The following is a 26409-nucleotide window of genomic DNA, read 5'->3' on the forward strand; positions in this document are numbered from 1 at the left end:
TTGAAGAAAAATACTCGGCTTTTAACTATGTTAAGTAAAGCGGTTGCGTGAATGGACGCGCCACTGCAAAAACCCGCCATGGCAACGCCACGTATCCTTCTCGTCGTTGGCGGCGGCATCGCCGCCTACAAGACGTGCGAACTGATCCGCACCATCCGCAGGGACGGGGGCGTCGTCACCTGCGTTCTGACCGAAGCGGGCACGCAGTTCGTCACCCCCATGACCCTCGCGGCGCTCAGCGAAAACCCGGTCTACACCACCTTGTGGGATCTCAAGAACGAGGTCGAGATGGGCCATATCCAGCTGAGCCGCCAGGCCGATCTGGTGGTCGTGTGCCCGGCCACGGCGGATCTGCTGGCCAAGATGGCGAGCGGCATCGCCGACGATCTGGCGACGACATTGCTGCTGGCCACCGACAAGCCGGTCTTCGCTGTGCCGGCGATGAATGTCCGCATGTGGCAGCACGAGGCGACCGAACGGAATGTCGCCCGGCTGCGCCGTGCCGGGGTGGCCGTGATGCAGCCCGATGTCGGCCCCATGGCCTGTGGCGAATTCGGCCCGGGCCGCTTGCCCGAGCCGGATGCGGTGTGGAATGCGATCCGGGACATGCTGAGGCTGGGCGGGGCTGTGATCTCCGGCGGGCCTGCCGCGATTGAATCGCTTGAAGCAGGGGAGGACGAACCTCGGAGCGAAGGAAGGTTTGGCCTCGGCAGCCTGCTGGCCTCGATCATTCCGCGCCGCGCGCCGCCCCGGGTGGTGGATGCGGCGGAAGAATTTGCGCCGATGCCGCCGTGGCCCGAAGGCCCGGAGGAACTGCCGCCCCTGCTCCCGCAGGATGCGCCATCCGCGCCATTGCTGGCGCAGAAGGGGGCCGCCAAGGCCGCTCCTCCGACAGATCCGCAGGCGATCGGTCATGAGATCGACCCAGATCGGGCCGCGCCGGAGATCGTGGAAGGCGATGCCGCGCCCCCGCTCCCCGATCCGCTGGACGGGCAGCCCGATTTCATCACAGAGCCGGAGCATCGCCCGCTGTTCGGCAAGCATGTGCTGGTTACGGCTGGCCCGACCCACGAGCCGATCGATCCGGTGCGCTACATAGCGAATCGTTCTTCCGGCAGGCAGGGTTTCGCCATCGCCGAGGCCGCAGCGGCGGCCGGCGCGCGCGTCACGCTGGTGTCGGGTCCGGTAATTCTGCCGACCCCGCCCGGCGTGGACCGGGTGGACGTCGAAACCGCCCGTGAAATGGCCGATGCCGTGAAGCGCAGCTTGCCGGCGGACGTGGCGGTCATGGTCGCCGCGGTGGCGGACTGGCGGACGATGGAAATATCGCAGACCAAGATGAAGAAGCGGGAATCGGCCCCGCCCGCGCTGCGGCTGACGGAGAATCCGGATATTCTCGCCAATGTCGCCACCGCCATGAAACGGCCGAAGCTGGTCGTGGGGTTTGCCGCCGAAACCGACGATGTGATCGAGAACGCCAAATCCAAGCGCAAGCGCAAGGGGGCGGATTGGATCGTCGCCAACGATGTGTCGGGAGATGTGATGGGCGGAACGCGCAACCGGGTGCATATCGTCACCGAGCATGATGTCGAAAGCTGGGACGACCTGCCCAAGGAAGATGTGGCGCGCAAGCTGGTGGAGAGGATCGCCGATGCGCTGGCCTGATCCTGTCCCGGTCAAGCTGCGCCGGCTTCCGCATGGGGAGGGGCTGGCATTGCCCGGTTATGCCACCGATGGCGCGGCGGGAATGGACGTGCTGGCGGCGGAGGATGTGACCCTGCCTTCCGGCGGACGGCACGCGGTCGCCACGGGGATTGCCGTGGCCATTCCCGACGGATTCGAGATCCAGGTGCGGCCCCGTTCCGGCCTCGCCCTGAAGCACGGGATCAGCTTGCCCAATACCCCCGGCACTATCGATTCCGATTATCGCGGCGAATTGAAGATCATCATGATCAACCACGGCGCGGAAGAATTCGCGATCCGCCGGGGCGACCGGATCGCCCAGCTCGTTCTGGCGCCGGTGGTGCGGGCGGGCTGGCTGGAGGTCGAGGATCTCGACCAAACCGCGCGCGGCGCGGGCGGGTTCGGTTCCACCGGCGGGCACGAGAAGCTGTAATTCCCAGCCCGCAATGCAAGAGGGCGGAGCCGTTGCCGGCCCCGCCCCGATCCGTGGAATTATCGCGGGATCAGTTCACCCGCTTCACCGTGGTCTTTTCCGGAGCGATGCTGATGCGCACCGTCTCGCCGGAATTGCCGGGGAAGTCGGTGAACATCGCCTCGACCAGATTCGGCACCAGATACTGAAGCCGGTTCGAGGTCGAGAGCGCCTGGGCCTTGCCTTCGAACAGGCGCTTGCCGTCCGCCGCGCGGTCGATCTTCAGGTCGATTCCGCTGGTGTAGACGGTGTAGCTGCGCACATCGGAACCGCCGAACCAGGGATCATGAAAGCCGTATCCCCACGGGCGGGAATAATAGCCCGGCCAGTAGCCATAGGAACGATAGCCATACCAGGGCGAGTAGAACGGATCACGATAGAAGCCGGTGCTCTGCACCTTTTCGCGGCCGTTATCGACGCCATAGTCGAAGCGCACCAGCAAGCTCGCCTTGTCGGGCGTGGTTTCCGTGTATCCGAGCCGAAGCAACTGCTGGTCCACCAACTCTGCATATTGGGAAAATTCCAGCCCACCGGCCAGCGCCGGATCATCGGCGACCACCGCGAAGGTCTGCCCTTGCGGGGCAGGCAACTGGCTTTCGAAGCGCGATACATCCGCCTTGAACGGAGTGGTGCAGGCCGCGGCGAGGCTGGCAAGCAGCAGAGGGACCGCTGCCATTGCCATGCGGCGAACCGGCCTCTTGTATCTTGTAGTCATGGCAATCTCCGAACGAACATCAAGCATGGCCTTTCGCCTGAAACAAGGCGCAATATCGCCATGGTCGAAGAGTGCAATAAACAAGACCGGCTGAATAGAGCTTGAACGAGGTTCGATAAAAAACCATTTCAAGTCAATTGCCTATCCGCGAACCAAGCCCAATGCGCGATAGGCTTCGGCCAGGGTCGGCGAAGCGATTTCGCGCGCTTTTGCGGCGCCGCGCGCAAGAATCGCGCCCAGTTCCTCCCGATCATCCTTCAGTTCCCGGAAGCGGGCGGAAATCGGTCCAAGCGTTTCGACCAGCAATTCGCCAAGCGCGGGCTTGAAGGAGCCGAAACCCTGCCCGCCGAATTCGGCCAGCACATCGTCTACCGCGCTGCCGGCGACAGCGGCATAGATCGTCACGAGGTTGAGCGCTTCCGGCCTGCCTTCCAGCCCCGCCTTTTCGGAAGGCAGCGGTTCGGGGTCGGTCTTCGCCTTCTTGACCTTCTTCATGATCTCATCGGCATCGTCGGTCAGGTTGATGCGGCTCATGTCCGATGGATCGGACTTGCTCATCTTCGCCGTTCCGTCGCGCAGGCTCATGATGCGCGCCGCCTCTGGCGGAGTGATCGGATCGGGCAGGGTGAATATCTCCTCCCCGGCGCCGAAATCATTGTTGAATTTCTGCGCGATGTCGCGCGCCAGCTCGAGGTGCTGCTTCTGGTCCTCGCCGACCGGCACATGGGTCGCCTGATACAGCAGCACGTCGGCCGCCTGCAGCACCGGATAGGTGTAAAGCGCGGCGCTGGCGCCTTCGCGGTTCTTGCCGGACTTGTCCTTGAACTGGGTCATCCGGTTCAGCCAGCCGAGCCGCGCGGTGCCGTTGAGCAGCCATTGCAGTTCGGCATGGGCGGGAACCTGCGCCTGGTTGAACAGGATCGACCGATCCGGGTCGATCCCGCAGGCGACCAGCGCCCCCGCCATCTCCAGCGTGGCGGCATGCAGCTCGGCCGGCACATGCGGCATGGAAATGGCGTGCAGGTCGGCCAGGAAGAACAGGCACTGCCCGTCACCGGCCATATCGTCCTGCATCCGAGCCCAGTTGCGGATCGCCCCCAGATAATTGCCGAGGTGGAGATTGCCCGTGGGCTGGATGCCGGAAACGACGCGCATGGATTGAACCTTCATGATGAGAGCGATGTCTATGTCTATGGATGTCCGTCACGCCCGGACATGGCGGAAAAGATCAGCGCGCGAGGCGCGATGCCGCGCGCCATCGCCAGGTGCCGCCATGGGCGCACCGGCAGGGGCGGTTCGGAAAGCCGATATGGAGTGACGAGCGTTCCATGGCGGGCGCATACCATAAATCGCGCCGCGTGGAAGCCTTACTCGGCCGTGCCGGCCGGCCTGGCATTGCGGCGGCGGCGAAGCTGGGCGATCAGATCCTTGTCGAGCGCCCCAATCATCCAGGCCACTGCGAAGAAGGTGACAAGCCCGGTCGCAACCAGCGCGCCGAGCGACCAGATGCGGTGGATCACATGGCTGCCGTAATAGGGCGTCATCAGCGGCATCACGAGCGCGAGCGCGCCGGCCATGGCCCCGGTTGCAATGATTTGCCGCAGAACGCGGCCACCCAGCTTGCCTGTCGCGTGATACCAGCCGCGCCAGTGGAGCAGGCTGTAGAGCAGCAGCACGTTCAGCGTCGCGGTGAAGGCCGTGGCGCCCGCAAGCCCGACGATGCCGAAGCGCGGCACCACGATGAAATTGATGCCGATATTCACGATCAGCGCGAAGGCGGCGACCCAGACCGGGGTGCGCGTGTCTTCGCGGCTGAAGAAAGCGGGCTGGAATACCTTCACCAGCACATAGGAAGGCAGGCCCGCGACGAGAGCGATCACGATGTTGGACATGATCGCGCCATCCGCATGGGTCATCTTGCCGCCGACGAAGAAGGCCGTGACGAAGGCCGGGGCGCAGACCGCCAGCGCGGCGGCGGCGGGCAGGGTCAGCAGCAGCGCCATCTCCACCGCATTGGTCTGCAGCCGGTGCGCCTCGGCGTTATTGTCGGTCTGGATATGGCGGGCGAGCATCGGCAGTATGGCGGTGCCCAGCGCGATGCCGACGATACCCAGCGGCATCTGGTTCAGCCGGTCGGCATATTTGAGCAGCGTCAGCGATCCCTGGGGCAGGGAGGTGGCGAAGAAAGTGTCGACGAACTGGCTGATCTGGTAGATGCCCGCGCCGAATGTCGCCGGCAGGATCAGCAGGCCGAGGCGTTTCACTTCCGGGGTGAGGCGCGGCATCCGGAGATGCAGGCGGACGCCGGTTTCGCGCGCGGCCCACCACAGATAGCCGAGCTGGGCGACTCCGGCGAGAGCGACGGAAATGGCGAGCGCCAGCGCGACGATCCGGTCATCCCCGCTATCGCCGCGCAGATGCCAGCCGGCAATGATGCCGCTGATCAGCACGATATTGAGCAGGACCGGCGCGAAGGCGCCCGGCCCGAATCGGGAGCGGGCGTTGAGCAGGCCGGAAAGCATCGCCACGAGGCTCACCAGCATCAGATAGGGGAAGGTGATCCGGCTGAGCAGCACGGACAGCTCGAACTTGCCCGGAACCTGCTGGAAATCGCTGGCCAGGAGCCAGACGATGCCCGGCATCGCGATCATCGCCAGGGCGCTGAAACCCAGCAGCACCCAGACGAACACCGCCAGCACGTCATTGGCGAAGCGCGCGGCCGCTTCCTCCCCGCCGTCTCCGTGCAACGCCCGGCTGTAGAGCGGGACGAAGGCGACGGAGAATGCGCCTTCCGCGAACAGCCGCCGGAACGTGTTGGGCAGGATGAAGGCGAGCTGGAACGCGTCCGCCGCCATCCCCGCGCCGAGCACCCGCGCCATCAGCATGTCGCGCGCGAAGCCGAACACCCGGCTGATCGCGGTCAGGCCGCCGATCGTCCCGACATTGCGAACCAGGCTCACGATTCCGCGCTCCGTTCGTGCCCTGCGTATCGAAGCATGACGGAAACTATCACCCTCCCTTCGGCAAGCTCAGGGCAGGCAGGCAAATCGCGCACGGCTTGCGCCGCTCTTTTCGTCAGGCGTCGCCGCCAGGCGGAAGCGCGGCTTCGGTTTCCTGCTGCTCGGCATAGCGCTGCTGCAGCTGCTGCACATACAGGCCGTTGAAGTCGATCGGGTCCAGCAGCAGCGGCGGGAAACCGGCGTCGCGCACCGCATCCGCGATCACCCGGCGGGCGAAGGGGAACAGGATGCGCGGCGCTTCCGCGTAAAGAAAGGCATGGGCCTGCTCGTCGGGCAGGTTGCGCATGCCGACCAGGCCGCAATAGGCGAGATCGACCACATATACGGTGCCGCTGTCGACCTTGTTGGTCGCCGTGATCTTCAGCTCGACCTCGTGAATCTCCTCGTTCACCGCGGTTGCGCCGATATTGAACTGGATGTCGAGATTGGGCTGTTCCTGCCATTGGAAGCAGGCGGGGGCGTTGGGATTTTCTACCGAAAGATCCTTCACATATTGCGAGATCAGGCCCGCCGCGGGGCCGTTGTCCGCGCCATTGCCGGTGTTTTCGGTGTCGAGATCGGTCAGGATGTCGCCTTCTTCGGCCATAACGGAATGCGCTTTCTGTCAGGTGGGGCGGCAGGTCGCCGTCCTTGCATCAGCCGCGCGCCTAGCATCCCCCGACGGGCATCGCAACGCCGTGGAATGCAGGCTGGATATGGATGATCTGGGCCATGCACGGGTTGTTCATTTGTAATCCGTGCCTATTTGAGGCAGGTTAGGGAAAGCGGTGTGGCATTTTGCCGCCGAGAACTGCAATGGATAATGTCGTGATCGTCGAAATCGTCATTCTGGCTATGATCGCAGCTTTCCTGGGCTTGCGTCTTTATTCCGTTCTCGGCCGCCGCGCCGAGCACGAGGAAGAGCCTGTGCCGACTCGTTTCGAGAAAAGCGGCAATGCCTCCGGCGCGGCCCGCGCGCCCCAGCCGGTGCAGCCATCGCCCGTGCCGTTCCGTCCGCGCGAGCTGGCGGGAGCCAGCCCCGCGACCGAGCGCGGATTGCAGGAAATCTCCGCCGCCGACCGCAGCTTCAATCTGTCCGCCTTCCTCGATGGGGCGAAGGCTGCCTATGCGATGATTCTCGAGGCGTTCTGGCGCGGGGACCGCGACGAGCTGAAGACGCTGTGCTCGCCGGAAGTCTATGCCAGCTTCGCCGGTGCGATCGACGCGCGCGAGCAGGCCGGGGAGCAGCTCGACAATCGTCTCGTCCGAATCGAGGAAGCCGTGATCCATGCGGCCGCGCTTGACCGGCGCACGGCCCGGATCGCCGTGCAGTTCACGGCCGATATCGCCGCGGTCACGCGCGACCGTGACGGCAATGTGATCGCCGGCTCGCTCGACGATGCGATCGAAAGCCGCGACATCTGGACCTTCTCGCGCGACGTGGGCTCCGCCGGGCCGGATTGGGTGCTCGAAGAAACCGACGTGGCTTGACGGCGAGGGCGCCTGACGGATGAGGGGCAGGCCTTTGGCTTACGGCTCGATACGCTCGTTTATCGCTGTCGCGGCGCTGGTCATGCTGGCCGGCTGCGTTCGGCTGATACCCCAGACCCAAACCCAGGTTCCGCCCACCGCACCGCCGCCCGCGGTCAGCACGCCGGGCAATGCCCTGCTGGCGGGCATCAAGCCCGGCCCGAAGCTGTCGTCCCTCAAGCTGGGCCAATCCCGGGCCGGGGCGGCGCTGTCCTCTTTCATCGAAAGCTGCCCGAAGCTGCTGGCGCGAAACGACCAGAGCGGCCTGACCCGGACGGAGGATTGGCGGCCGGCTTGCGTCGCGGCCACCACTTGGCGCTACGACAATGCGCCCGCCTTCTTCGAGACCCATTTCGAGGCGGCCCGGGTCGGCGACGGCAGCGCCTTCGCCACCGGCTATTACGAACCGGAAATCGAAGGCAGCCGCACCCGTATTCCGGGCTATGACGTCCCCGTCTACAGGATGCCCGACGATCTGGTGCGCGGCTGGCCCGACGACATGCCGGAGAAGGAACGGACCGGCAGGCAGCCGCTCGGCCGTTATGACGACAGCGGCAGGTTCGTGCTCTATTACGACCGCGCCGAGATCGAGAATGGCGCGCTGGCGGGCAAGGGGCTGGAAATCGCCTGGGCAAGGGACCCGGTCGAATTCTTCTTCCTGCAGATTCAAGGCTCCGGCAGGCTGCGCGGCCCGGATGGCTCGATCATGCGGATCGGCTATGCGGGCCAGAACGGCCGCGAATATGTCGGGGTCGGCTCGGTCATGCGCGAACGCGGGCTGATCGGCAGCGGGTCGGGGCAGTATTCCGGCTCGATGCAGGGCATCATGCAATATCTGCGCGAGCATCCCGAGGAAGGCCGCGAAATGATGCGGCTCAACAAGAGCTGGGTGTTCTTCCGCGAGGTGCCGGGCGATGGGCCGCTGGGGGCGCTGGGCGTTCCGGTGCGGCGCGAATCCTCAGTCGCGGCCGATCCCGCCTTCGTGCCGCTCGGCGCGCCGGTCTGGCTGGAGCTGGATCGGACCCAAGCCAGTGGTCTGTGGATTGCGCAGGATACCGGCGGGGCGATCAAGGGCGCCAACCGCTTTGACACGTTCTGGGGCGCGGGCGCCGATGCAAGGGAGGTCGCCGGCGGAATGAGCGGACGCGGGCAGGCGCTGCTCTTCCTGCCGCGCGGAACCTTGTCGCGCCTAGGCGTGGAATGAAGCCCCCACGGGGGCTGAGCGCCGACGAAGCGGAACTCTGGGCGCGCGTGGCGCGAACGGTGACGCCGCTGGCCGGACGCAAGGCTCCTGCCGCCGCCCGGCCCATCGCAACGCCTCCCAAGGCTTCGGACGCCAGCCTGTCCAAGGCCCTCGCGAACCCCACTGCAACACCGCTTCGGCCACAGCCCGATCATGCGCCGGTGCGCAAGCCCGCTCCGCCCCCGCTGGACCGGCAGACGCTCAATTCCTCATGGGAGCGCAAACTTGGGCGGGCCGCCGTCGCGCCGGACTTCACGCTGGATCTGCATGGCGCATCGCTCGACGCCGCGCATTCGCGGCTCGATCATGGTTTGGCGCAGGCCCGCGCGATGGGCGCGCGGCTGGTGCTGGTGATTACGGGCAAGCCCCGCCCCACCGAGGCCGCGGACCGGGCCGGTTCGCGCGGGGTGATCCGCGCGAAGATTCTCGACTGGCTGGCGGCAGGCCCGCATTCCGGGGTGATTGCCGCGATCCGGCCCGCGCATCGGCGGCATGGCGGCGCGGGCGCGCTCTATATCGTGCTGAGGCGCGCGCGGTAGGCAAACCGTTCGTCTGTTTTACCTCGCTGCTGGGTTCCTGCTTCCGCGGAAATGACGAGGAGCGATCCCATTCCAGACATGCCTGAAGAGCGCCCAACGAACGGGCGTCAAACGAAACGGGCGGAAGCCTTTCGACCCCCGCCCGCCCTTTGTCCGGTAAGCCAGCGCTTCAGGCCGCCTCGGCCACATCCTCCGCCGGGGCATTGCGGATGATATAGTCGAAGGCGGAAAGCGCCGCCTTGGAGCCTTCGCCCATGGCGATCACGATCTGCTTGTAGGGCACCGTGGTGACGTCGCCCGCCGCGAAGATGCCGGGCAGAGAAGTGGCGGCCTTCTCGTCGATCACGATCTCGCCCCGCGCCGAAAGCTCCACGCCCGAATCCTTGAGCCATTCAGCATTGGGGACGAGGCCGATCTGCACGAACACGCCTTCGAGGTCGACCGTATGTTCGGAGCCGCTCTCGCGGTCCTTGTAGGTCAGCCCGTTCACCTTCTCGCCATTGCCATGGATTGCGATGGTCTGGGACGAGGTCAGGATCTGGACGTTGTCCATGCTCTGCAGCTTGTCCTGCAGCACCTGATCGGCGCGCAGCTGGTGATCGAATTCGATCAGCGTCACATGGGCGACGATGTTGGCGAGGTCGATCGCCGCTTCCACGCCCGAATTGCCGCCGCCGATCACGGCCACGCGCTTGCCCTTGAACAGCGGGCCATCGCAATGCGGGCAATAGGCCACGCCCTTGTTCTTGTATTCCGCTTCCCCCGGCACGCCGAGATTGCGCCAGCGCGCTCCGGTGGACAGGATCACCGCCCGTGCCTTCAGCGATGCGCCATTGGCCAGCACCACTTCGTGATAGCCGCCCTTCCTGCTCGCCGGGATGAGCTTCTCGGCGTGCTGCAGGTTCATCACGTCGATGTCGTATTCCCCGACATGCTGTTCCAGCTGCGCCGCCAGCCTGGGGCCTTCGGTATGGGGCACGGAAATGAAGTTCTCGATCCCCATGGTGTCCAGCACCTGGCCGCCGAAGCGCTCCGCCGCGATTCCGGTGTTGAAGCCCTTGCGCGCGGTGTAGATCGCCGCGGCCGCGCCGGCGGGGCCGCCGCCCACGACAAGCACGTCGAACGGCTTCTTGCCCTTGATCTTCTCGGCGGCCCTGGCGGCCGCGCCGGTATCGACCTTGGCGAGGATTTCCTCCACGCTCATGCGGCCGTTGGCGAAAGGCTCCCCGTTGAGATAGACTGCGGGCACCGCCATCACCTTGCGCTCGTCGACTTCGGCCTTGAACAGCGCGCCGTCGATGGACGTGGCCGTGATATTGGGATTGAGGATCGCCATCAGGCTGGCCGCCTGCACCACATCCGGGCAATTCTGGCAGGACAGCGAGAAATAGACCTCGAAATTCAGCGGGCCTTCCAGCGCCTTGATCTGGGAGATCACCTCGTCCGGGACCTTGGGCGGGTGGCCGCCCGCCCACAGCAGGGCCAGCACCAGCGAGGTGAATTCATGGCCCATCGGCAAGCCGGCGAAGCGGGTCGCGACCGAAGGATTGCCGGCGCGGCGGATAAGGAAGGAAGGCTTGCGGGCATCTTCGCCATCGAATGTGGCGCTTACCTTGTCGGATAGCGCCGCGATTTCACCCAGCAGGTCGCGCATCTCGCCCGACTTCGCATCGTCGCCGAGCGAGGCCACGAGTTCGATCGGTTCGCGCAGATTGCCGAGATAGGTTTGGAGCTGCTGCTTCAGATTGGCGTCGAGCATCTTCGATTCCTGATAGTTCCCATGAAAACGGCCCGGGGCGGTGGGGGGACCGCCCCGGGCCGCAATCGGCCCATGCGGGCAGTTCAGTTCAGATCTTGCCGACGAGGTCGAGCGAAGGAGCCAGCGTTTCGGCGCCTTCTTCCCACTTCGCCGGGCAGACCTGGCCCGGATGGGCGCGGACATATTGCGCGGCCTTGATCTTGCGGACGAGTTCGGCGGCATTGCGGCCCACGCCTTCGCAGGTGATCTCGGTGATCTGGATCACGCCATCGGGATCGACCACGAAGGTCGCGCGGTCGGCAAGGCCCTGGCCTTCGCGCAGCACGCCGAAATTGTTGGAGATCACATGATTCTGGTCGCCCAGCATGTGATACTTGATCTTGCCGATGGCCGGCGAGGTGTCGTGCCAGGCCTTGTGGCTGAAATGCGTGTCGGTCGACACGGCATAGACTTCGACGCCCAGCGACTGGAGTTCGGCATACTGGTCGGCCAGATCCTCAAGCTCCGTCGGACAGACGAAGGTGAAATCCGCCGGATAGAAGAAGAACACGGCCCAGTTGCCGCGCACGTCGCCGTCGGTAACTTCCACGAACTTGCCGTCCTTGAAGGACTGGGCGACGAAGGGCTGCAGTTCTTTACCGATAATGGACATGTATGCTCCTGTTGGTTGGGTGAATTTCATTTCGCAAATGCGAGAAAATTCGCAGATGCGAGATAGGGTGGAATTGCGTTCGGGTGAAACGCATAAAACCGATTTTGAAGATTGAGTAAATCAATCAGCCCTTTTTGATCGGAATCAACGATTAGCCTGTCCAGGACTCGCCTGGTGAAATCCTCAGCCGCATTGGGCGCGGTGCAGCATCTTGTGATCGGCCAGCACCAGCGCCATCATCGCCTCCACCACCGGCGCGCCGCGTATTCCCACGCACGGATCGTGCCGGCCCTTGGTGGCGATGGTCGAGGCCGCTCCTTCCCGCGTCACCGTTTCGACCGGGATCAGGATGGAACTGGTGGGCTTGAAGGCGATCCGCATCGCGATCGGCTGGCCGGTGGAAATCCCGCCCGCAATCCCGCCGGCATGGTTGTCGAGGAATTCGGGCTGGCCGTTCCCGCCGTTTCCTTCCCCGGCGGGCCGCATCCGGTCGGCATTCTCCTCGCCGCGCAGCCGGGCTGCGGCGAAACCGTCGCCGATCTCCACCCCCTTCACCGCATTGATGCCCATCATGGCGGCGGCGAGATCGGCGTCGAGCTTGCCATAGAGCGGGGCGCCCCAGCCCGCGGGCACGCCTTCCGCCACGCATTCCACCACCGCGCCCAGCGATGAACCGGCCTTGCGCGCCTCGTCCAGCAGGTCTTCCCACCGCTTCGCCGCCCAGGCATCCGGGCAGAAGAACGGGTTCCTGCCGATCTCCTCCTTGTCGAACGCGGCGCGGTCGATCTCGTCGCCGCCGATTTCGCTGACCCAGGCGGTGATCGTCACTTCCGGGATCACCAGCCGGGCCACGGCCCCCGCCGCCACGCGCGCGGCCGTCTCGCGCGCGCTGCTGCGCCCGCCGCCGCGATAATCGCGGAAGCCGTATTTCGCGTCATAGGCATAATCGGCATGGCCGGGGCGATAGGCCTGGGCGACGTCCGAATAATCCTTGGAGCGCTGATCGACATTCTCGATCATCAGGCTGATCGGGGTGCCCGTGGTCTTGCCTTCGAACGTGCCGGACAGGATCTTCACCTGATCCGGCTCGCGCCGCTGGGTGGTGAAGCGCGACTGGCCCGGTCGCCGGGCATCGAGGAAAGGCTGGATCTGCCGCTCGCTCAATTCCAGGCCGGGCGGGCAGCCGTCCACCACCGCGCCCAGGGCTGGCCCGTGGCTTTCCCCCCAACTCGTGAAACGCAGCACGCGGCCGAAAGTGTTGACGCTCATGGGGTGGCTATTGGCGTAATACGCCAAAACTGTCCATGCGCCGATTTTCCAATATGGACAGATTATCGTGTCGCGCAGTCCCCACTGCGCAATATCGGGCACTTCAATTGTCCTGTTGGGATAAAACAGAGCATGCCGCTCCGTCCATATGGGAAACTTATCCTAGCCAAATCGCGCATCATCGGGCAGGAACAAAACATGATTGCCAAGCTGAAAGGGCTGCTCGACGAGACTGGCGCCGACTGGGCGGTGATCGACGTTTCCGGCGTCGGTTATCTCGTCCATTGTTCCGCGCGGACGCTTTCCGCGCTGGGCGAGGTGGGGGAAGCGGTGACGGTGTTCACCGACCTGCAGGTCAGCGAGAACGACTTGCGCCTGCTCGGCTTCGCCACTTCGGCGGAGCGGGACTGGTTCCGCCTGCTGACGCAGGTGCAGGGCGTGGGCAGCAAAGTCGCGCTGGCGATCCTTTCGGCGCTCTCCGCGCAGGAATTGCAGGCGGCGTGTGCCAAGGGCGACGCCGCGATGGTGGCGCGGGCCAACGGGGTCGGCCCCAAGCTGGCCAGCCGGATCGTCAACGAATTGAAGGACAAGGCTGGCGGCTTGCCGGGCGTGCCCGGGGCCGGGGCGGCCGTGGTCCATCAGGCCGGTTCGGCCAGCGCCGATGCCGTCTCGGCGCTGGAGAACCTCGGCTTCAAGCCGGGCGTCGCCGCCGCCGCCGTCGCCCATGCCCAGGCCGAACTGGGCGAGGAGGCCGGGCTGAATGATCTGGTCCGCGTGGCGCTGAAAAGGGCGGCGGGGTGAGCGACAACCCCACGCTCTCGGCCCGGCGGCAGCCGGAAGATCAGGATGCGGCGCTGCGGCCCCAGTCCCTCACGGAATTCGTGGGGCAGAAGGCCGCGCGGGAGAATCTGCGCGTGTTCATCGAAAGCGCGCGCTCGCGCGGGGAGGCGATGGACCATGTGCTGTTCTTCGGCCCGCCCGGCCTCGGCAAGACCACGCTGGCGCAGATCGTGGCGAAGGAGCTGGGCGTCGGCTTTCGCGCCACTTCCGGCCCGGTGATCGCCAAGGCGGGCGATCTGGCCGCGCTGCTCACCAATCTCGAGCCGCACGACGTGCTGTTCATCGACGAGATCCATCGCCTCAATCCGGTGGTCGAGGAGGTGCTCTATCCCGCGATGGAGGATCGGGCGCTCGACCTGATCATCGGGGAAGGGCCGTCGGCGCGGTCGGTGCGAATCGACCTGCCGCCCTTCACCCTGATCGGGGCGACCACGCGGCAGGGGCTGCTGACCACGCCGCTGCGCGACCGCTTCGGCATCCCCGTGCGGCTCAATTTCTATATGGTGGAGGAGCTGGAAAGCGTGGTTGCGCGCGGGGCGCGGCTATTGGGCATGGCGATGGACCCGGCCGGTGGGCGCGAGATCGCGCGCAGGGCGCGGGGCACGCCGCGCGTGGCCGGGCGGCTGCTGCGGCGGGTGCGGGATTTCGCGCATGTGGCCGGGGCGGACGTGGTTAACGCGCGGATCGCGGATGAGGCGCTGACGCGGCTGGAGGTCGATTCGCTCGGGCTGGATGCGATGGACCGGCGCTATCTCAGCATGATCGCCGACATCTACAAGGGCGGCCCGGTGGGCGTGGAAACGCTGGCGGCGGGCCTCGCGGAGCCGCGCGACACCATAGAGGAAGTGGTGGAACCCTACCTCATCCAGCTCGGTCTGCTGGCCCGCACCGCGCGCGGGCGCTGCCTCAACGAGCGGGGCTGGGCGCACCTCGGCCTGAGTCCCCCGGCCGGCCCGCAGGGCGGATTGTTCGGGGCCGAAGGCTGATTTCATTCGGAATCATTTCGCGTTCGGTTCCATATCGGGACAGCTTGATCAGAGCAGAGGCTTTCTCTCCCAAAAAGTGGCAATCGCCCCTTTCAAATACGGTTAACGCGATTGCCGTGCGCACGGCACTCTGCGTTCTTGGCGGTGGGGGAAGTGCCAGGTCCGAAACAGCGGGCGGTACTTTCGAACAGGAAAGAGAGTTGCCCATGTCGGTTCGTATGGCCTTGGCGAAATTGTCCGCGATCGCAGCGGGCGGAGCGCTTGTCGGTGGCGCGGTGCATGTCGCCGAGCCGCAATCGACCGATCAGCTGCAGTTCAAGTCGATCAAGTCGGTGAAGCAGGACAAGCGCGTCAAGCTGGTCAAGCAGCAGCCGAAGCCGCGCCAGGTGAAGCGCATCCGCCGCGTCATCGAGAAACCGGAATGCTGCGAGGAGCAGTATGAAATGGCGATGGTGCCGGTGCCTTACCTGCCGCCCTTGCCGCCCCAGCCCGTGAGCGGCGGCGGCGGTGGCGGCCCGGTCGTGATCGGCGGGGGGCCGGTCGGCGGCTGGGGCTTCGGCGGCGGCTTCTTCGGCGGTTTCTTCGGGGGCAGCTCCGGCGGCGGCGGCAATATCGTCATCACCTCGACCTCGTCGGGCGGCTCGACCTCCAGCTCGACCGGCGGCTTCACTTCCACCGGTGGCTCGACCTCCACCTCCACCGGCGGGTTCACCTCCACGGGCGGTTCGACTTCCACGTCGACCGGCGGGCTGACCACCACCAGCACCACCGGCGGATTCACTTCGACCACCACCGGCGGGTCCAGCTCGACCTCGACCACTACTGGCGGCGTGACGACATCGACAGGCGGCGTGACCACTTCCACCGGCAGCGTCACCACCTCCACCGGCGGGATCACCAGCACGACCACCACCTCCGGCAATGTGACGACCAGCACCTCGTCTTCGAGTTCGTCCAGCTCCAGCAGTTCGTCCTCCAGCTCGAGCAGCAGCTCCAGTTCGAGTAGTAGCGGCGGCAGCGGCAGCTCGTCCGGCGGCCATCCCTGCAAGAAGCATTGCGGCGGTTCGAGCGGCGGATCTTCCAGCTCGGGCAGCTCGAGCAGCAGCAGTTCCTCAAGTTCTGGCGGCTCGTCCAGCACCAGCACTTCCGGCAACATGACGACCAGCACCTCTTCGTCGAGCAGCGGTTCGAGTTCCTCCAGCTCCAGCAGCTCGTCGAGCAGCAGCAGTTCGACCTCGTCCTCCAGCTCGACCAGCGGCACCACCACCAACAGCAGCACGAGCGGCACTCCGGTTCCGGCGCCGCCGATGGTGATCCTGTTCGGCATGGCCGCCGCGGCGGTGTTCGGCCGGCGCAAGCTGGCGTTGAAGAAGGCGGCCTGAACCACCGCGAATTTTCCCGTAGACTACCCGTAGCGAGAAGGGCGGCCTCCCCGTGGCCGCCCTTTTCCTTTGCGCCCCGTTCTCCGGGCGGCCCACGGGCCGCTTCAGCTAAACCCGCTACGGCGCACAGGAAAAACCCCGCCCCTCCCGGCAGGGAGGAGCGGGGCCGCGTTGCGGTATGTGGGAGGGCTGGCGCTTAGGCGGCCAGCTTGCGCAGCACGTAGTGCAGGATGCCGCCGTTGAGGTAATATTCCAGCTCGTTGGCGGTATCGATCCGGCACAGCGTCTGGAAAGTGAAGGTCGAGCCATCCTTGCGGGTGACTTCCACATCCACGGTCTGGCGCGGCTGGATCGTGGCGATGCCGCGAATGGTGAAGCTGTCGTCCCCGGTCAGGCCCAGCGTCTCGCGGGTTTCGCCATTGACGAACTGCAGCGGCAGCACGCCCATGCCGACCAGGTTGGAGCGGTGGATGCGCTCGAAGCTCTCCACGATCACCGCGCGCACGCCGAGCAGGTTGGTGCCCTTGGCGGCCCAGTCGCGGCTGGAGCCGGTGCCGTATTCCTTGCCGGCGACGACCACCATCGGCGTGCCGTCGGCCTTGTGCTTCATCGCCACGTCGTAGATCGCGCCGACATCCTCGCCATAGCGGCTCATCCCGCCTTCGATGCCGGGCACCATTTCATTGCGGATGCGGATATTGGCGAAGGTGCCGCGCATCATCACTTCGTGGTGGCCGCGGCGCGCACCGTAGCTGTTGAAATCGGACTTCGCGACCTGATGCTCCATCAGCCACTGGCCGGCCGGGCTGTCTTCCTTGATCGAGCCGGCGGGCGAGATGTGGTCGGTGGTGATCGAATCGCCCAGGATCGCCAGCGGCCGGGCATCCACGATGTCGCCGACCGGGGCCGGGGTCATGGTCATGCCTTCGAAATAGGGCGGGTTGGCGACATAGGTCGAACCGGCGCGCCACTGGTAGGTTTCCGAGCCGGTCACGTCGATTGCCTGCCAATGCGCATCGCCCTTGTAGACGTCGGCATAGCGCGCCCGGAACATGTCGCGGTCGACGCATCCGGCGATGGTGGAGGCGACTTCGTCATTGGTGGGCCAGATGTCCTTCAGGAAGACGTCGTTGCCGTCCTTGTCCTGCCCGATCGGGGTGGTGGTGAAATCTTCCGTCACCGTGCCCTTGAGCGCATAGGCGACCACCAGCGGCGGGCTGGCCAGGAAGTTGGCGCGCACGTCGGGCGATACGCGGCCCTCGAAGTTGCGGTTGCCCGACAGCACCGAGGCGGCGACGATGTCGTTGCCGTTGATCGCCTTGCTGATCGGTTCGGCCAGCGGGCCGGAATTGCCGATGCAGGTGGTGCAGCCATAGCCGACCAGATTGAAGCCGATCGCGTCCAGATGGGGCTGCAGGCCGGCCTTGGTCAGATAGTCGGTCACGACCTGCGAGCCGGGGGCAAGCGAGGTCTTGACCCAGGGCTTGGGCTTCAGGCCCTTCTCGTTCGCCTTCTTGGCGACCAGCCCGGCAGCGACCAGCACGCCCGGATTGGAGGTGTTGGTGCAGCTGGTGATGGCCGCGATCACCACGTCGCCATCGCCGATGTCGTGATCCTTGCCGTCCACCGGCACGCGCTTGAAGCTGTCGTGCTTGTAGACCTTGGCGAGATCGCCGTTGAACACGTCGTCGACATTTTCGAGGACGACCTTGTCCTGCGGGCGCTTCGGCCCGGCCAGCGAGGGCCGGACGGTGCTCATGTCGAGTTCGAGCACGCTGGTGAAGATCGGGTCCGCGCCATGCGGATCAAGCCAGAAGCCCTGTTCCCGGGCATAGGCTTCGACGAGGGCGATCTGGTCTTCGTCGCGGCCGGTGAGGCGCAGATAGTCCAGCGTCTTCTCGTCGATGCCGAAGAAGCCGCAGGTCGCGCCATATTCAGGCGCCATATTGGCCAGAGTCGCGCGATCGGCCAGGGTGAGGGCGGCGAGGCCCGGGCCGAAATATTCGACGAAGCGGCCGACCACGCCATGCGCGCGCAGCATCTGGGTGCAGGTCAGCACGAGATCGGTGGCGGTGACGCCTTCCGGCAGCCTGCCGGTGAGCTTGAAGCCGACCACTTCGGGGATGAGCATGGAAACCGGCTGGCCCAGCATCGCGGCCTCGGCCTCGATCCCGCCCACGCCCCAGCCCAGCACACCCAGGCCGTTTATCATGGTGGTGTGGCTGTCGGTGCCGACGCAGGTGTCGGGATAAGCGACCTCGACCCCGTTCTGGTCGGTGCTGGTCCACACCGTCTGCGCGATATGCTCGAGGTTCACCTGGTGGCAGATGCCGGTGCCCGGAGGAACGGCCTTGAAGTTCGCCAGCGACTTGGAACCCCATTTGAGGAAGTCGTAACGCTCCCCATTGCGGTAATATTCGATCTCCACATTCTGCTCGAAGGCCTTGGGGTGGCCGAACTCGTCCACCATCACGGAGTGGTCGATGACGAGATGGACCGGCACCAGCGGGTTGATCTTGCTGGTGTCGCCGCCGAGCTTGGCGATCGCGTCGCGCATCGCGGCCAGATCGACCACGCAGGGGACGCCGGTGAAATCCTGCAGCAGCACGCGGGCCGGGCGATACTGGATTTCGCGGCTGGAGCTGGGGTCCTTCTGCCAGTCGACGATCGCCTGGACATCTTCGGTGGAAACGGTGAAGCCGCCGTCTTCGAAGCGGAGCAGGTTTTCCAGCAGGACTTTCATCGAGAAGGGCAGGCGGGAAATATCGCCGAACCTTTCGGCCGCCTTCGCGAGCGAGTAGTAAGCCACCTCGCGATTGCCAACCTTGAGGGAACTGCGGGTGCCAAGCGTGTCCTTGCCGACCTGAGTCATATGTGTCGTCACCTTACCTAGAATTGCCCAGGGACTCGCGCCGGACCCTGCAGGGTGCGCGGGGAGCCAATTGCCGCGAGGCGCTTGCGCGTTCTGCCCGCGAAAATCAAGGGGTCTGGCCCTTAAAACCGCCTCGCGGGGACTCGACGTTCTTTCGGCTTCATTGCCGCCGCGTGGCGCGCGGCGGATCGGCCGGGGCGGGAAAGGCCGGTTTCAGATCGCGGTCTGTTCCGTCCGGCGCGGCGCCGCGATCCAGCACCCGGCGACGATAAGCAGCGTGCCCGACAGCGTGGCCTGGTCGATCCGCTCCGCGAAGAACAGCCAGCCGAACAGCGCGGCCCAGAGAAAGCCGGTATATTCCACGGGGACCAGCGCCTGCGTTTCCGCGCGGGCATAGGCCCAGCTCAGCAGCAGCAGCGACAGGGTCGCCAGGACGGCCGAACCGGCCACCGGAGCCAGGATGCGCCAGTCGGGCAGGCTCGCGAGCCAGGGCGCGGGCAGCAGCAGGATCGCGGCGACCACCATCTGCTGCGCCAGCGCGATTTCGGCGGGCCGGGCAAGCTGTGCGATCCGGCGCTGCAGCACCAGGTTCCAGGCATAGAGGCAGGCGGATGCCAGCACCGCCGCGACGCCCTCGGCCTCCTCCGGGCCGAACGCGCCCCGGTCGAACCGGGCAAGGCCTATCAGCAGGACCCCGGCGAAACCCAGGATCGAGGCGATCACCGCCCGCTGCCCGATCCGCTCGCCCAGCAGGATCGCCGCGAGATAGAGCGCGATCAGCGGGGCGATGAAGGACAGCGCGATGGCCTCCGCGATCGGCAGCCGGATCAGGCCATGAAAGAACAGCAGCGCCATGCCGCAGTTCACCGCGCCGCGCAGGGCATGCATCCGCAGGTTCGGGGGCGAGGGGATGCGCCCGCCGCGCAGCTTCCATATCGGGAATACCAGCGCCGTTCCGATGATCGAGCGGAACAGCAGGGCGCTGTAGGCGCCGATCAGGATCGAGGCGCCCTTCATCAGCGCATCCATCAGCGAAAACAGGGCGACCGCCAGCGCCGTGGCCAGGAAGGGGAGCAGGCGGTGTTCCATTTCCTGCGCATAAGCGGCCTGCAACGTTACGTCATCTCTTGCTTCCATTCATCCTGCCGTCATAGGCAATAGGGAATGGTCAACTCGTGATCCGGCGGCGTTCAGGTCGCGTTGGGCTGTCATCTCCGGGTCCCGCAAGATTAACGGTGTGGGCAAACAGGGTTTAGCGTTATGACGAATTTCCTCCGCCAGCGGTTGAAAGCCACGATTCCGGCCATGATCGGGTCCCTGGCGGCGTTCGTCTCGCCGCTGCAGGCGCAGGATACGGCTCCCGCCTCCGCGCCTTCCCCCGCTCCCACCATCGCCCCGCAGCCGGTGTTGCCGGTTCCCGCGCCGCAGGCTTCGCCCGCCGTCGCGCCCGTGATTCAGCCCTTGCCCGGGACGGAGGCGCCCGAACCGATCCCGGTGCGGGAATGGGAAGTGAAGGACGCCAGGGCGCTGCTGGAGACGATCGAGGGCATAGGCGCCGAAGGCCTTGCCCCCGCGGATTATCTGCCGAACGATCTGCGCAGGGCGATCGAGCAGGGCAAGGGGCCGGAGCTGGACCGGGCCGCGAGCCGCAGCTTCGCCTGGCTGGCGGAAGACCTGCGCGATGGCCGCACTCCTATGGAATCGCGCAAGCAGTGGTTCGTGGTCGATCCGGATGTGGAATTGATGCCCACCGCCACTCTGCTGGAGCGGGCCCTGGCCATTCACGACGTGCCGGGCGTGCTGGCCTCGCTCGCCCCGACCCATCCCGATTACGCCGTGCTCAAGCGGATGCTTGCCGAAACGCCTCCCGGCGACAAGGCCAGGCGGACCAAGATTCGCGCTAATATGGATCGCTGGCGCTGGCTCGCACGCGATCTGGGCGGGACCTATCTGCTGACCAACGTTCCCGAGTTCCAGTTGCGGCTGACCGTGAATCACAATGTGATCCGCTCCTATCGCACGGTCGTCGGCAAGCCCGGCTCCACCGCCACCCCGCAACTGGCGGAGATCGTGGAAGGGGTGATCTTCAATCCCACCTGGACCGTGCCGCAGAGCATCGTGAAGGGCGAGGGACTGGGCGCGCGGCTGCTGGCCAATCCGGCCCGCGCCAGGGCGCAGGGCTACAAGGTCACCAGGGGTTCGGACGGCTTCGTCACCGTGGTGCAGCAGCCCGGGCCGAACAATGCGCTGGGGCTGATAAAGCTCGACATGCCCAATCCGCATGCGATCTTCCTGCACGACACGCCGGGCAAGGATGCGTTCAATCTCGATATCCGGGCGCTCAGCCATGGCTGCGTGCGGACGGAGCGGGCGCTGGAGATGGGCATGACCATGGCGATTCTCGGCGAAGGCGCGACCAAGGATGAGGCGATCGCCATCGTCAATTCGGGCGAATATACCAAAGTTACGCTGAAGAAGACTTTCCCGGTCTACATCACCTATTTCACCATGGCGCAGGACATCGACGGAAAAATGCGTTCATTCGGCGACATCTATGGCCGAGACGCTCCGGTTCTGGCCAGTTTCGATGCGCCGCGCCAGCAGAAGACGGGTGCGCGCACGACCGGCGAGGCAGTGGTTCCGATCGAAGCTCCCGGAGCGTAAGGCGATTGGACGGCGGGTGGCCGGCCGGGCGAATCCGTCAATAGATCCAGAGGCGGTCGGCAAAGAGCAACCGGCCGCCTGACAGGTTCCACAAGGCTTCGCGGAAGTCTTCCGGACCCATGGCAAAGCAGCCGTCGCTGCGTCCGAGCTTGCCCCATTTTTCCAGCATCGTCGGTTCCGCATACCAGGCCGAATGCATCACGATCGCGCGTTGCAGGCAGTTCGAATTGTCGGGGTCCAGCCCGCCGAGCCGGATCGAGGTGCCATATTTGCCGGTATACCATTCCCAGGTGATATAGGCCCCGCGGCTGGTGCAATTCGAGTTGGGCTGGTTCGAAAAGAAATCCAGAAAGCCGTCATGATCCGGGTCGGAACCTTTGCCGTGGCTCACCAGAAAGGAGCGGACGGTCCCATTCTCGAGATTGGCGAAATGGAATCGCGGCAGGGAAGAGGGCAACCCGAAATCGGCGACCCCCGCAACATCCTTGCGCCACAACACATTGCCGGCCCGCTCGACCTCGCGCTTGGCGATTTCGAGAATCTTGCGGTCCCGCACCCCCGCCGACATCGGCTGGGCAAAGACGCGTGCCGGCAAGGCCAGCGCGGTGCCTGCAATTGCGGCGGTTTGGCAGAATTGCCTGCGGTTCAATCCCGTTCCCATACCCATCCTCATAATATGGACATTCTGACGGTAAAGTGAAGCATGGTTCGGCATATGTCCTGTGCATGGGCTTTTGCGGCGGAATGCGATTTTCCCGCGAAAAAGCGTTTCGATGCGTATATATCCTTCCCCGATGCGACCGTTATTCGATCTCTGCGCCAAGGGTTTCGTCCCCTTTGCCGCGCTCGCCCTGCTTGGAGGATGCGCCCAGAACAAGCTGTCGGGCGAATCCGCTTCAACTGCATCCGCGCCCCCGGCGGAGAAGGCATCCGCGCCGCTTGCGCCGCAGCCGACCCTCATATTGGATCGCGCCGCCGCCCAGCGCCTGCTTGGCGCCAAAGGGGTCACTCTCCAGTGGATCGGGTGGAACCAAAGGGGAAGCCTCCATGCCCGCGAGCAGAATGGGACGATTTTCCTCACCGGCTCGCAATCGGACCAGCATGGCCCGGGGCAGCTTTATCTGGATGGCTGGGTCGAGGAAGTTGGCGCGGATTATTTCATCTTTCGGGGCACTATTCGCATCACCGATACTCCCGATGGCGGGCGCAAATGCGAAGGCCGGAAACTTTGGCATTTTGCCGTGACCCAGAATCGCCCCTATTGGCGCCTTCGCGAATTCGAATGGTGCGATTACCTGACGGATTACGTGGACATCTATTTCTGAGCGCCGAGGCGCATCAGACTGTCGCCTTCCAGCCGCATGAGCCGCCAATCGCCCCGCATGCGCGCGCCGATCGTTTCATAGAAGGCGATCGACGGCTCGTTCCAGTCGAGCACCGCCCATTCGAGCCTTGCGCAATCGCGCCGTAGCGCAAGCCCCGCCAACTCCGCCAGCAAGGCCCGGCCCAGCCCGTATCCGCGCGCTTCCGGGCGCACGAACAGGTCTTCGAGATAAAGTCCCGGCGTTCCGGCGAAGGTCGAGAAATTCCGGAAGAAGAGCGCAAATCCGGCTGCTTTGCCATCATGCTCCGCGATCAGAACCTCCGCGGCCGGATTTTCGCCGAACAGATACGTCCCCAGCATATCTTCATCGAAATGAACCGCGTGCGAGAGATCCTCATATTCCGCGAGTTCGCGGATAAGCGCGGCTATCAGCGGAAGATCGGCGGGAACGGCCGGACGGACGCCGACAGTCATTCGGCAGCCTGGGCCGTGGCTTGCGCCGCCTCCATTTCCGCTGCCTTCTGTTCCACCAGCCTTACGATGTGGTCCAGCATATCCGCGCTTTCGACATGATGGTCGGTCACGCCGGACAAATAGACCATGTGCCTGCCGCTGCCGCCGCCGGTGATCCCGATATCGGTTTCGCGCGCTTCGCCCGGCCCATTCACGACACAGCCCAGGACGGAAAGCGACAGCGGCGTCTTGATATGCTGCAGCCTGTCTTCCAGCGCGGTGACGACACGGATGACATCGAAGCCTTGCCGTGCGCAACTCGGGCAGGAGACTACCCTTACGCCACGGGTGCGCAGGTCCAGGCCCTTGAGGATTTCGAAGCCCACCCGCACTTCCTCTTCCGGCTCGGCCGAAAGCGAGACGCGGATGGTGTCGCCAATTCCCGCCCATAGAAGATTGCCGATCCCGATCGCGGATTTGACCGTCCCGCCGATCAGGCCGCCTGCCTCCGTGATGCCGAGATGGAGCGGGCAGTCGACCGCATCGGCAAGCCCCTGATATGCGGCGACGGCGAGGAACACGTCGCTCGCCTTCACCGCCACCTTGTATTCATGGAAATCGTGATCCTGCAGCAGCTTGATATGATCGAGCGCGCTTTCGACCAATGCCTCGGGGCACGGCTCCCCGTATTTCTCGAGCAGATCCTTTTCCAGGCTGCCCGCATTCACTCCGATCCTGATCGAGCAGCCATTCGCCTTGGCGGCCCGGATCACTTCGGCAACCCGTTCGCTGCTGCCGATATTGCCGGGATTGATGCGCAGGCAGGCCGCGCCCGCATCGGCTGCTTCCAGCGCCCGCTTGTAGTGAAAATGGATGTCGGCGACCAAAGGCACGTTGGCCGCCCGGGCGATCTGCCGGAATGCGGATGTGCTCTCCACATCCGGGCAGGATACGCGAATGATGTCCGCTCCCGCATCTTCGCAGCGGCGGATCTGAGCGATGGTGGCGCCGGGGTCGGAGGTCGGCGTATTGGTCATGGTCTGCACCGTGATCGGCGCATCGCCGCCGACCGGCACATTGCCGACCATGATCTGACGGCTCTTGCGGCGCTCTATATCGCGCCAGGGACGGACGGAAGACATGGACCGCCATATAGTCTTCCGCGGCCTCTGGAGCAAACGCTGTAGATGTGCGATTTCCAGGGCAGAGCACTGCGTCTCTGCATGGCATAGGGCTTGCGCGCCTGCGCAGGGCCTGAATCACCCTTGCACTGTTGTCAGTGTGCGCAGCCATGCGCCGGGTTAATGCGGTCCCAATCCTGCTGCCGTGCAGGCTCACGCCGCATTTCGCGCAGGGCGGCATTCATGTAATCGCCCGCCAGCTTCCTGTGCTGGCTTTCATCCTCTGCATTGGATGCATCGAGGGCAAGGAGCATTTCCTCACGCGCGCGCAGCAAGCAGACCGGGGCGTCCAGCCTCTCCATGACATTCGCCTCTTTTTGCCGAACCTCTCCGCAGAGCCGACGTTTCTTGCATATCATGCTTTGGCAATTCGGCCAAAATTCCGCGAACCGGACCGTGCTGTCCGGTCAGCTCAGCCTCAGCTCATACAGATATTCGTCGTCGCGATGGTTACCGACCCAGAAATAGATGTCCGCGATTTTAGAGAAGCCATATCGCGCATAGAAGCGCTGCGCGCCATGATTGCCGCTCCACACCGATAGCTGGATGGCGTCCGCCTGGCGCGCGCGTGCTTCCTCGAGCGCCCATTCCATCAGGGCAGCCCCCACACCTCCACCGGTCAGGGATGGGTCCACGTAGAGTTGCCCGAGAGAGATCGGATTCTTCGCGTTTGAATGCCCGTCATACCAGCCCGGCATCTTGAGCTTGCAGAATCCGATCAGTTTTCCATCCCGTTCGGCCAGGCAGTGAATGAATGCCGGGTCCGCGATCTCGCCTGCGACAGCTTCCCGGGAATAGACCGAGGCGAGAAACCCGGAGAGGTCGGCCGGATCGTAAAGATGGCCGAAGGCCGCGCGGAAACTGTCTTCCCCAAGCCGGGAAAGGGCAGGAACATCCCGTTCGGTGGCAGGTCGCAGGATCATTTCAGGAATGCTTGTCGGCTTTCCTGCGCCCGAATCGCATGTTGCGCTCCAGGCGCGCTCTCAACTGGGCGTAGAATGCTTCCAGAAACGCGCGGTCATCGCCCTGGCCCGGTTGCCAGCCGATCTTGCGGCAGATCGTTTCCGCGACCGCAGCCATCGCTTCCGGGCGATTTTCGCGCAGGATACGTTCCAGCGTCTGCAATTCATATTCGCCATAGACGGAAAGTTCGGCTTCGCCGAACCGATAAAGCGCGCCGGTTTCGGTCGATACGCCATGCGCGGAGGGCGTGGCCGACAGCGTATCGTCAAGCCTGCGCTTGGGCGCCTCGACCACCCAGGTGCCGGCGATGAGATCTCCGGCGCGCAGCGCATCGCGGTTGAAGAAGGGGAACAGCAGGAAAATCGCGAACCAGATCGTGGCGGCAAGACCCGCCATGCCGCCATCGCCGCTTTGCGCCCCGGCGATCAGCATGAGCGGGGCGAACAGCTCTATGTCGCGCAGCAGGTTGCGAGCGATCACCGCCTCCGCGGTCAGCCGGCCGCCGTCGCGGGCGGCAATACGGATTCCGGTCAGCCGCTTGCCCGGCGTCGCCCCGCGCGGCCCCAGTTCGAAGAACAGGAAGTAGCCGTAGTGGAACAGGAACATCGCGATCAGCCAGATCACGACGAGGAATTCGAGCACTCCGAAGATCTGGCTGGGGTCCTCGGCGGATTGCCAATCCATTCCCAGCACGCCGAAGCCCAGATAGAGCAGCAGCAGCGTCACCGCCAGCATCGTCACGTGAATGATGATGAAGTCTATGATGAGCGCGCCCGCTCGCGATCCTCTGCTTGCAACCGTTAGCGGCAGCGCAAGCCCTTCCGGGGTTATCAGCGTGCGCAGGCGCTTCGCCTGCGCGGCAAGATAGGGCGCGCTCGCCATG

General features: G+C 65.0%; 25 protein-coding genes. 9 read left to right on the plus strand and 16 right to left on the minus strand.

What is annotated here, in order from left to right; all coding sequences use genetic code 11:
• Positions 1-78 precede the first annotated feature (78 nt).
• Together U8326_RS16195 and dut are read left to right on the plus strand one after the other, a co-directional pair.
• Positions 79-1665 (plus strand): bifunctional phosphopantothenoylcysteine decarboxylase/phosphopantothenate synthase, encoded by a 1587-nt coding sequence (locus U8326_RS16195; protein WP_324741555.1) that lies wholly within the window; start codon positions 79-81, stop codon positions 1663-1665.
• Positions 1652-2116 carry a dUTP diphosphatase gene (dut, locus tag U8326_RS16200; RefSeq protein WP_324741556.1) on the plus strand — a complete coding sequence of 155 codons (465 nt, stop codon included), beginning with the start codon at positions 1652-1654 and terminating at the stop codon, positions 2114-2116. Before U8326_RS16195 ends, dut begins: the two co-directional genes overlap by 14 nt.
• Before the next feature lie 70 nt (positions 2117-2186).
• Here dut and U8326_RS16205 read toward each other — a convergent pair whose 3' ends face one another.
• The 4 genes from U8326_RS16205 to secB all read right to left on the minus strand — a co-directional run bounded on the left by U8326_RS16205 (position 2187) and on the right by secB (position 6476).
• Positions 2187-2837, minus strand: coding sequence for a DUF4136 domain-containing protein (locus tag U8326_RS16205; RefSeq protein WP_324741557.1), 651 nt, complete (start codon positions 2835-2837; stop codon positions 2187-2189).
• Positions 2838-3011: 174 nt separating this feature from the next.
• Positions 3012-4025 (minus strand): tryptophan--tRNA ligase, encoded by a 1014-nt coding sequence (gene trpS, locus U8326_RS16210; RefSeq protein ID WP_324743645.1) that lies wholly within the window; start codon positions 4023-4025, stop codon positions 3012-3014.
• A 212-nt stretch (positions 4026-4237) separates the two neighbouring features.
• A complete protein-coding gene (murJ, locus tag U8326_RS16215) occupies positions 4238-5830 on the minus strand; it encodes a murein biosynthesis integral membrane protein MurJ (protein ID WP_324741558.1) in 1593 nt (530 codons plus the stop codon).
• 115 nt (positions 5831-5945) lie between these two features.
• Positions 5946-6476 (minus strand): protein-export chaperone SecB, encoded by a 531-nt coding sequence (gene secB, locus U8326_RS16220; RefSeq protein ID WP_324741559.1) that lies wholly within the window; start codon positions 6474-6476, stop codon positions 5946-5948.
• 209 nt (positions 6477-6685) lie between these two features.
• On the opposite strand from secB, the gene U8326_RS16225 reads away from it, so the two are divergent.
• Genes U8326_RS16225 through U8326_RS16235 form a run of 3 tightly spaced genes read left to right on the plus strand, consistent with a single transcriptional unit; the run spans position 6686 to position 9181 of the window.
• A complete protein-coding gene (locus tag U8326_RS16225) occupies positions 6686-7360 on the plus strand; it encodes a Tim44/TimA family putative adaptor protein (RefSeq protein ID WP_416385496.1) in 675 nt (224 codons plus the stop codon).
• 19 nt (positions 7361-7379) lie between these two features.
• Positions 7380-8603, plus strand: coding sequence for a murein transglycosylase A (locus tag U8326_RS16230; RefSeq protein ID WP_324741560.1), 1224 nt, complete (start codon positions 7380-7382; stop codon positions 8601-8603).
• Positions 8600-9181, plus strand: a complete 582-nt coding sequence (locus tag U8326_RS16235) for a Smr/MutS family protein (protein ID WP_324741561.1) — start codon at positions 8600-8602, stop codon at positions 9179-9181. Before U8326_RS16230 ends, U8326_RS16235 begins: the two co-directional genes overlap by 4 nt.
• Positions 9182-9350: 169 nt before the next feature.
• On the opposite strand, the gene ahpF is transcribed toward U8326_RS16235, so the two are convergent.
• The 3 genes from ahpF to aroC all read right to left on the minus strand — a co-directional run bounded on the left by ahpF (position 9351) and on the right by aroC (position 12861).
• On the minus strand, positions 9351-10940 hold the full coding sequence (gene ahpF, locus U8326_RS16240; RefSeq protein ID WP_324741562.1) for an alkyl hydroperoxide reductase subunit F: 1590 nt from the start codon (positions 10938-10940) through the stop codon (positions 9351-9353).
• Between the two features lie 88 nt (positions 10941-11028).
• On the minus strand, positions 11029-11592 hold the full coding sequence (ahpC, locus tag U8326_RS16245) for an alkyl hydroperoxide reductase subunit C (protein WP_324741563.1): 564 nt from the start codon (positions 11590-11592) through the stop codon (positions 11029-11031).
• A 183-nt stretch (positions 11593-11775) separates the two neighbouring features.
• A complete protein-coding gene (aroC, locus tag U8326_RS16250; RefSeq protein WP_324741564.1) occupies positions 11776-12861 on the minus strand; it encodes a chorismate synthase in 1086 nt (361 codons plus the stop codon).
• Between the two features lie 198 nt (positions 12862-13059).
• On the opposite strand from aroC, the gene ruvA reads away from it, so the two are divergent.
• Positions 13060-13662, plus strand: a complete 603-nt coding sequence (gene ruvA, locus U8326_RS16255; protein ID WP_324741565.1) for a Holliday junction branch migration protein RuvA — start codon at positions 13060-13062, stop codon at positions 13660-13662.
• A complete protein-coding gene (ruvB, locus tag U8326_RS16260) occupies positions 13659-14687 on the plus strand; it encodes a Holliday junction branch migration DNA helicase RuvB (RefSeq protein ID WP_324741566.1) in 1029 nt (342 codons plus the stop codon). Before ruvA ends, ruvB begins: the two co-directional genes overlap by 4 nt.
• 463 nt (positions 14688-15150) lie before the next feature.
• On the opposite strand, the gene U8326_RS16265 is transcribed toward ruvB, so the two are convergent.
• The 3 genes from U8326_RS16265 to U8326_RS16275 all read right to left on the minus strand — a co-directional run bounded on the left by U8326_RS16265 (position 15151) and on the right by U8326_RS16275 (position 20078).
• Positions 15151-16074: a hypothetical protein gene (locus U8326_RS16265; RefSeq protein WP_324741567.1), complete on the minus strand. Its 924-nt coding sequence runs from the start codon at positions 16072-16074 to the stop codon at positions 15151-15153.
• A 191-nt stretch (positions 16075-16265) separates the two neighbouring features.
• A complete protein-coding gene (gene acnA, locus U8326_RS16270) occupies positions 16266-18941 on the minus strand; it encodes an aconitate hydratase AcnA (protein WP_324741568.1) in 2676 nt (891 codons plus the stop codon).
• A gap of 213 nt (positions 18942-19154) precedes the next feature.
• Positions 19155-20078, minus strand: a complete 924-nt coding sequence (locus tag U8326_RS16275) for a DMT family transporter (RefSeq protein WP_324741570.1) — start codon at positions 20076-20078, stop codon at positions 19155-19157.
• Positions 20079-20201: 123 nt separating this feature from the next.
• On the opposite strand from U8326_RS16275, the gene U8326_RS16280 reads away from it, so the two are divergent.
• A complete protein-coding gene (locus U8326_RS16280) occupies positions 20202-21605 on the plus strand; it encodes a L,D-transpeptidase family protein (RefSeq protein WP_324741571.1) in 1404 nt (467 codons plus the stop codon).
• Positions 21606-21642: 37 nt separating this feature from the next.
• Here U8326_RS16280 and U8326_RS16285 read toward each other — a convergent pair whose 3' ends face one another.
• Positions 21643-22266, minus strand: coding sequence for a murein L,D-transpeptidase catalytic domain-containing protein (locus tag U8326_RS16285; RefSeq protein WP_324741572.1), 624 nt, complete (start codon positions 22264-22266; stop codon positions 21643-21645).
• A 133-nt stretch (positions 22267-22399) separates the two neighbouring features.
• On the opposite strand from U8326_RS16285, the gene U8326_RS16290 reads away from it, so the two are divergent.
• Entirely contained in the window at positions 22400-22930 is a 531-nt protein-coding gene (locus tag U8326_RS16290; RefSeq protein WP_324741573.1) for a hypothetical protein, read from the plus strand.
• On the opposite strand, the gene U8326_RS16295 is transcribed toward U8326_RS16290, so the two are convergent.
• From U8326_RS16295 to U8326_RS16315, 5 genes are all read right to left on the minus strand, one after another.
• Positions 22921-23403, minus strand: a complete 483-nt coding sequence (locus U8326_RS16295) for a GNAT family N-acetyltransferase (protein WP_324741574.1) — start codon at positions 23401-23403, stop codon at positions 22921-22923. The two genes, U8326_RS16290 and U8326_RS16295, sit on opposite strands and share 10 nt — an antisense overlap.
• Entirely contained in the window at positions 23400-24524 is a 1125-nt protein-coding gene (gene ispG, locus U8326_RS16300) for a flavodoxin-dependent (E)-4-hydroxy-3-methylbut-2-enyl-diphosphate synthase (RefSeq protein WP_324741576.1), read from the minus strand. The genes U8326_RS16295 and ispG overlap by 4 nt, the downstream gene beginning before the upstream one ends.
• 134 nt (positions 24525-24658) lie before the next feature.
• Positions 24659-24865, minus strand: coding sequence for a hypothetical protein (locus U8326_RS16305; protein ID WP_324741577.1), 207 nt, complete (start codon positions 24863-24865; stop codon positions 24659-24661).
• A 105-nt stretch (positions 24866-24970) separates the two neighbouring features.
• The gene (locus U8326_RS16310) at positions 24971-25486 is read right to left on the minus strand and encodes a GNAT family N-acetyltransferase (protein WP_324741578.1); all 516 of its coding nucleotides are present in this window, start codon (positions 25484-25486) and stop codon (positions 24971-24973) included.
• A 1-nt stretch (position 25487) separates the two neighbouring features.
• Positions 25488-26408: an RDD family protein gene (locus U8326_RS16315; RefSeq protein ID WP_324741579.1), complete on the minus strand. Its 921-nt coding sequence runs from the start codon at positions 26406-26408 to the stop codon at positions 25488-25490.
• Between the last annotated feature and the right edge of the window lies 1 nt (position 26409).

Source organism: Tsuneonella sp. CC-YZS046, from assembly GCF_035581365.1.
Taxonomy (GTDB): Bacteria; Pseudomonadota; Alphaproteobacteria; order Sphingomonadales; family Sphingomonadaceae; genus JAWKXU01.

What these genes read in the sequence shown, in the direction of transcription:
- U8326_RS16195 (WP_324741555.1), top strand. Translation starts at nt 79, where the DNA reads ATGGCAACGCCACGTATCCTTCTCGTCGTTGGCGGCGGCATCGCCGCC.
- dut (WP_324741556.1), top strand. Translation starts at nt 1,652, where the DNA reads ATGCGCTGGCCTGATCCTGTCCCGGTCAAGCTGCGCCGGCTTCCGCAT.
- U8326_RS16205 (WP_324741557.1), bottom strand. Translation starts at nt 2,837, where the DNA reads ATGGCAATGGCAGCGGTCCCTCTGCTGCTTGCCAGCCTCGCCGCGGCC.
- trpS (WP_324743645.1), bottom strand. Translation starts at nt 4,025, where the DNA reads ATGCGCGTCGTTTCCGGCATCCAGCCCACGGGCAATCTCCACCTCGGC.
- secB (WP_324741559.1), bottom strand. Translation starts at nt 6,476, where the DNA reads ATGGCCGAAGAAGGCGACATCCTGACCGATCTCGACACCGAAAACACC.
- U8326_RS16225 (WP_416385496.1), top strand. Translation starts at nt 6,686, where the DNA reads ATGGATAATGTCGTGATCGTCGAAATCGTCATTCTGGCTATGATCGCA.
- U8326_RS16230 (WP_324741560.1), top strand. Translation starts at nt 7,380, where the DNA reads ATGAGGGGCAGGCCTTTGGCTTACGGCTCGATACGCTCGTTTATCGCT.
- U8326_RS16235 (WP_324741561.1), top strand. Translation starts at nt 8,600, where the DNA reads ATGAAGCCCCCACGGGGGCTGAGCGCCGACGAAGCGGAACTCTGGGCG.
- ahpF (WP_324741562.1), bottom strand. Translation starts at nt 10,940, where the DNA reads ATGCTCGACGCCAATCTGAAGCAGCAGCTCCAAACCTATCTCGGCAAT.
- ahpC (WP_324741563.1), bottom strand. Translation starts at nt 11,592, where the DNA reads ATGTCCATTATCGGTAAAGAACTGCAGCCCTTCGTCGCCCAGTCCTTC.
- aroC (WP_324741564.1), bottom strand. Translation starts at nt 12,861, where the DNA reads ATGAGCGTCAACACTTTCGGCCGCGTGCTGCGTTTCACGAGTTGGGGG.
- ruvA (WP_324741565.1), top strand. Translation starts at nt 13,060, where the DNA reads ATGATTGCCAAGCTGAAAGGGCTGCTCGACGAGACTGGCGCCGACTGG.
- acnA (WP_324741568.1), bottom strand. Translation starts at nt 18,941, where the DNA reads ATGACTCAGGTCGGCAAGGACACGCTTGGCACCCGCAGTTCCCTCAAG.
- U8326_RS16275 (WP_324741570.1), bottom strand. Translation starts at nt 20,078, where the DNA reads ATGGAAGCAAGAGATGACGTAACGTTGCAGGCCGCTTATGCGCAGGAA.
- U8326_RS16280 (WP_324741571.1), top strand. Translation starts at nt 20,202, where the DNA reads ATGACGAATTTCCTCCGCCAGCGGTTGAAAGCCACGATTCCGGCCATG.
- U8326_RS16285 (WP_324741572.1), bottom strand. Translation starts at nt 22,266, where the DNA reads ATGGGAACGGGATTGAACCGCAGGCAATTCTGCCAAACCGCCGCAATT.
- U8326_RS16290 (WP_324741573.1), top strand. Translation starts at nt 22,400, where the DNA reads ATGCGACCGTTATTCGATCTCTGCGCCAAGGGTTTCGTCCCCTTTGCC.
- U8326_RS16295 (WP_324741574.1), bottom strand. Translation starts at nt 23,403, where the DNA reads ATGACTGTCGGCGTCCGTCCGGCCGTTCCCGCCGATCTTCCGCTGATA.
- ispG (WP_324741576.1), bottom strand. Translation starts at nt 24,524, where the DNA reads ATGTCTTCCGTCCGTCCCTGGCGCGATATAGAGCGCCGCAAGAGCCGT.
- U8326_RS16305 (WP_324741577.1), bottom strand. Translation starts at nt 24,865, where the DNA reads ATGGAGAGGCTGGACGCCCCGGTCTGCTTGCTGCGCGCGCGTGAGGAA.
- U8326_RS16310 (WP_324741578.1), bottom strand. Translation starts at nt 25,486, where the DNA reads ATGATCCTGCGACCTGCCACCGAACGGGATGTTCCTGCCCTTTCCCGG.
- U8326_RS16315 (WP_324741579.1), bottom strand. Translation starts at nt 26,408, where the DNA reads ATGGCGAGCGCGCCCTATCTTGCCGCGCAGGCGAAGCGCCTGCGCACG.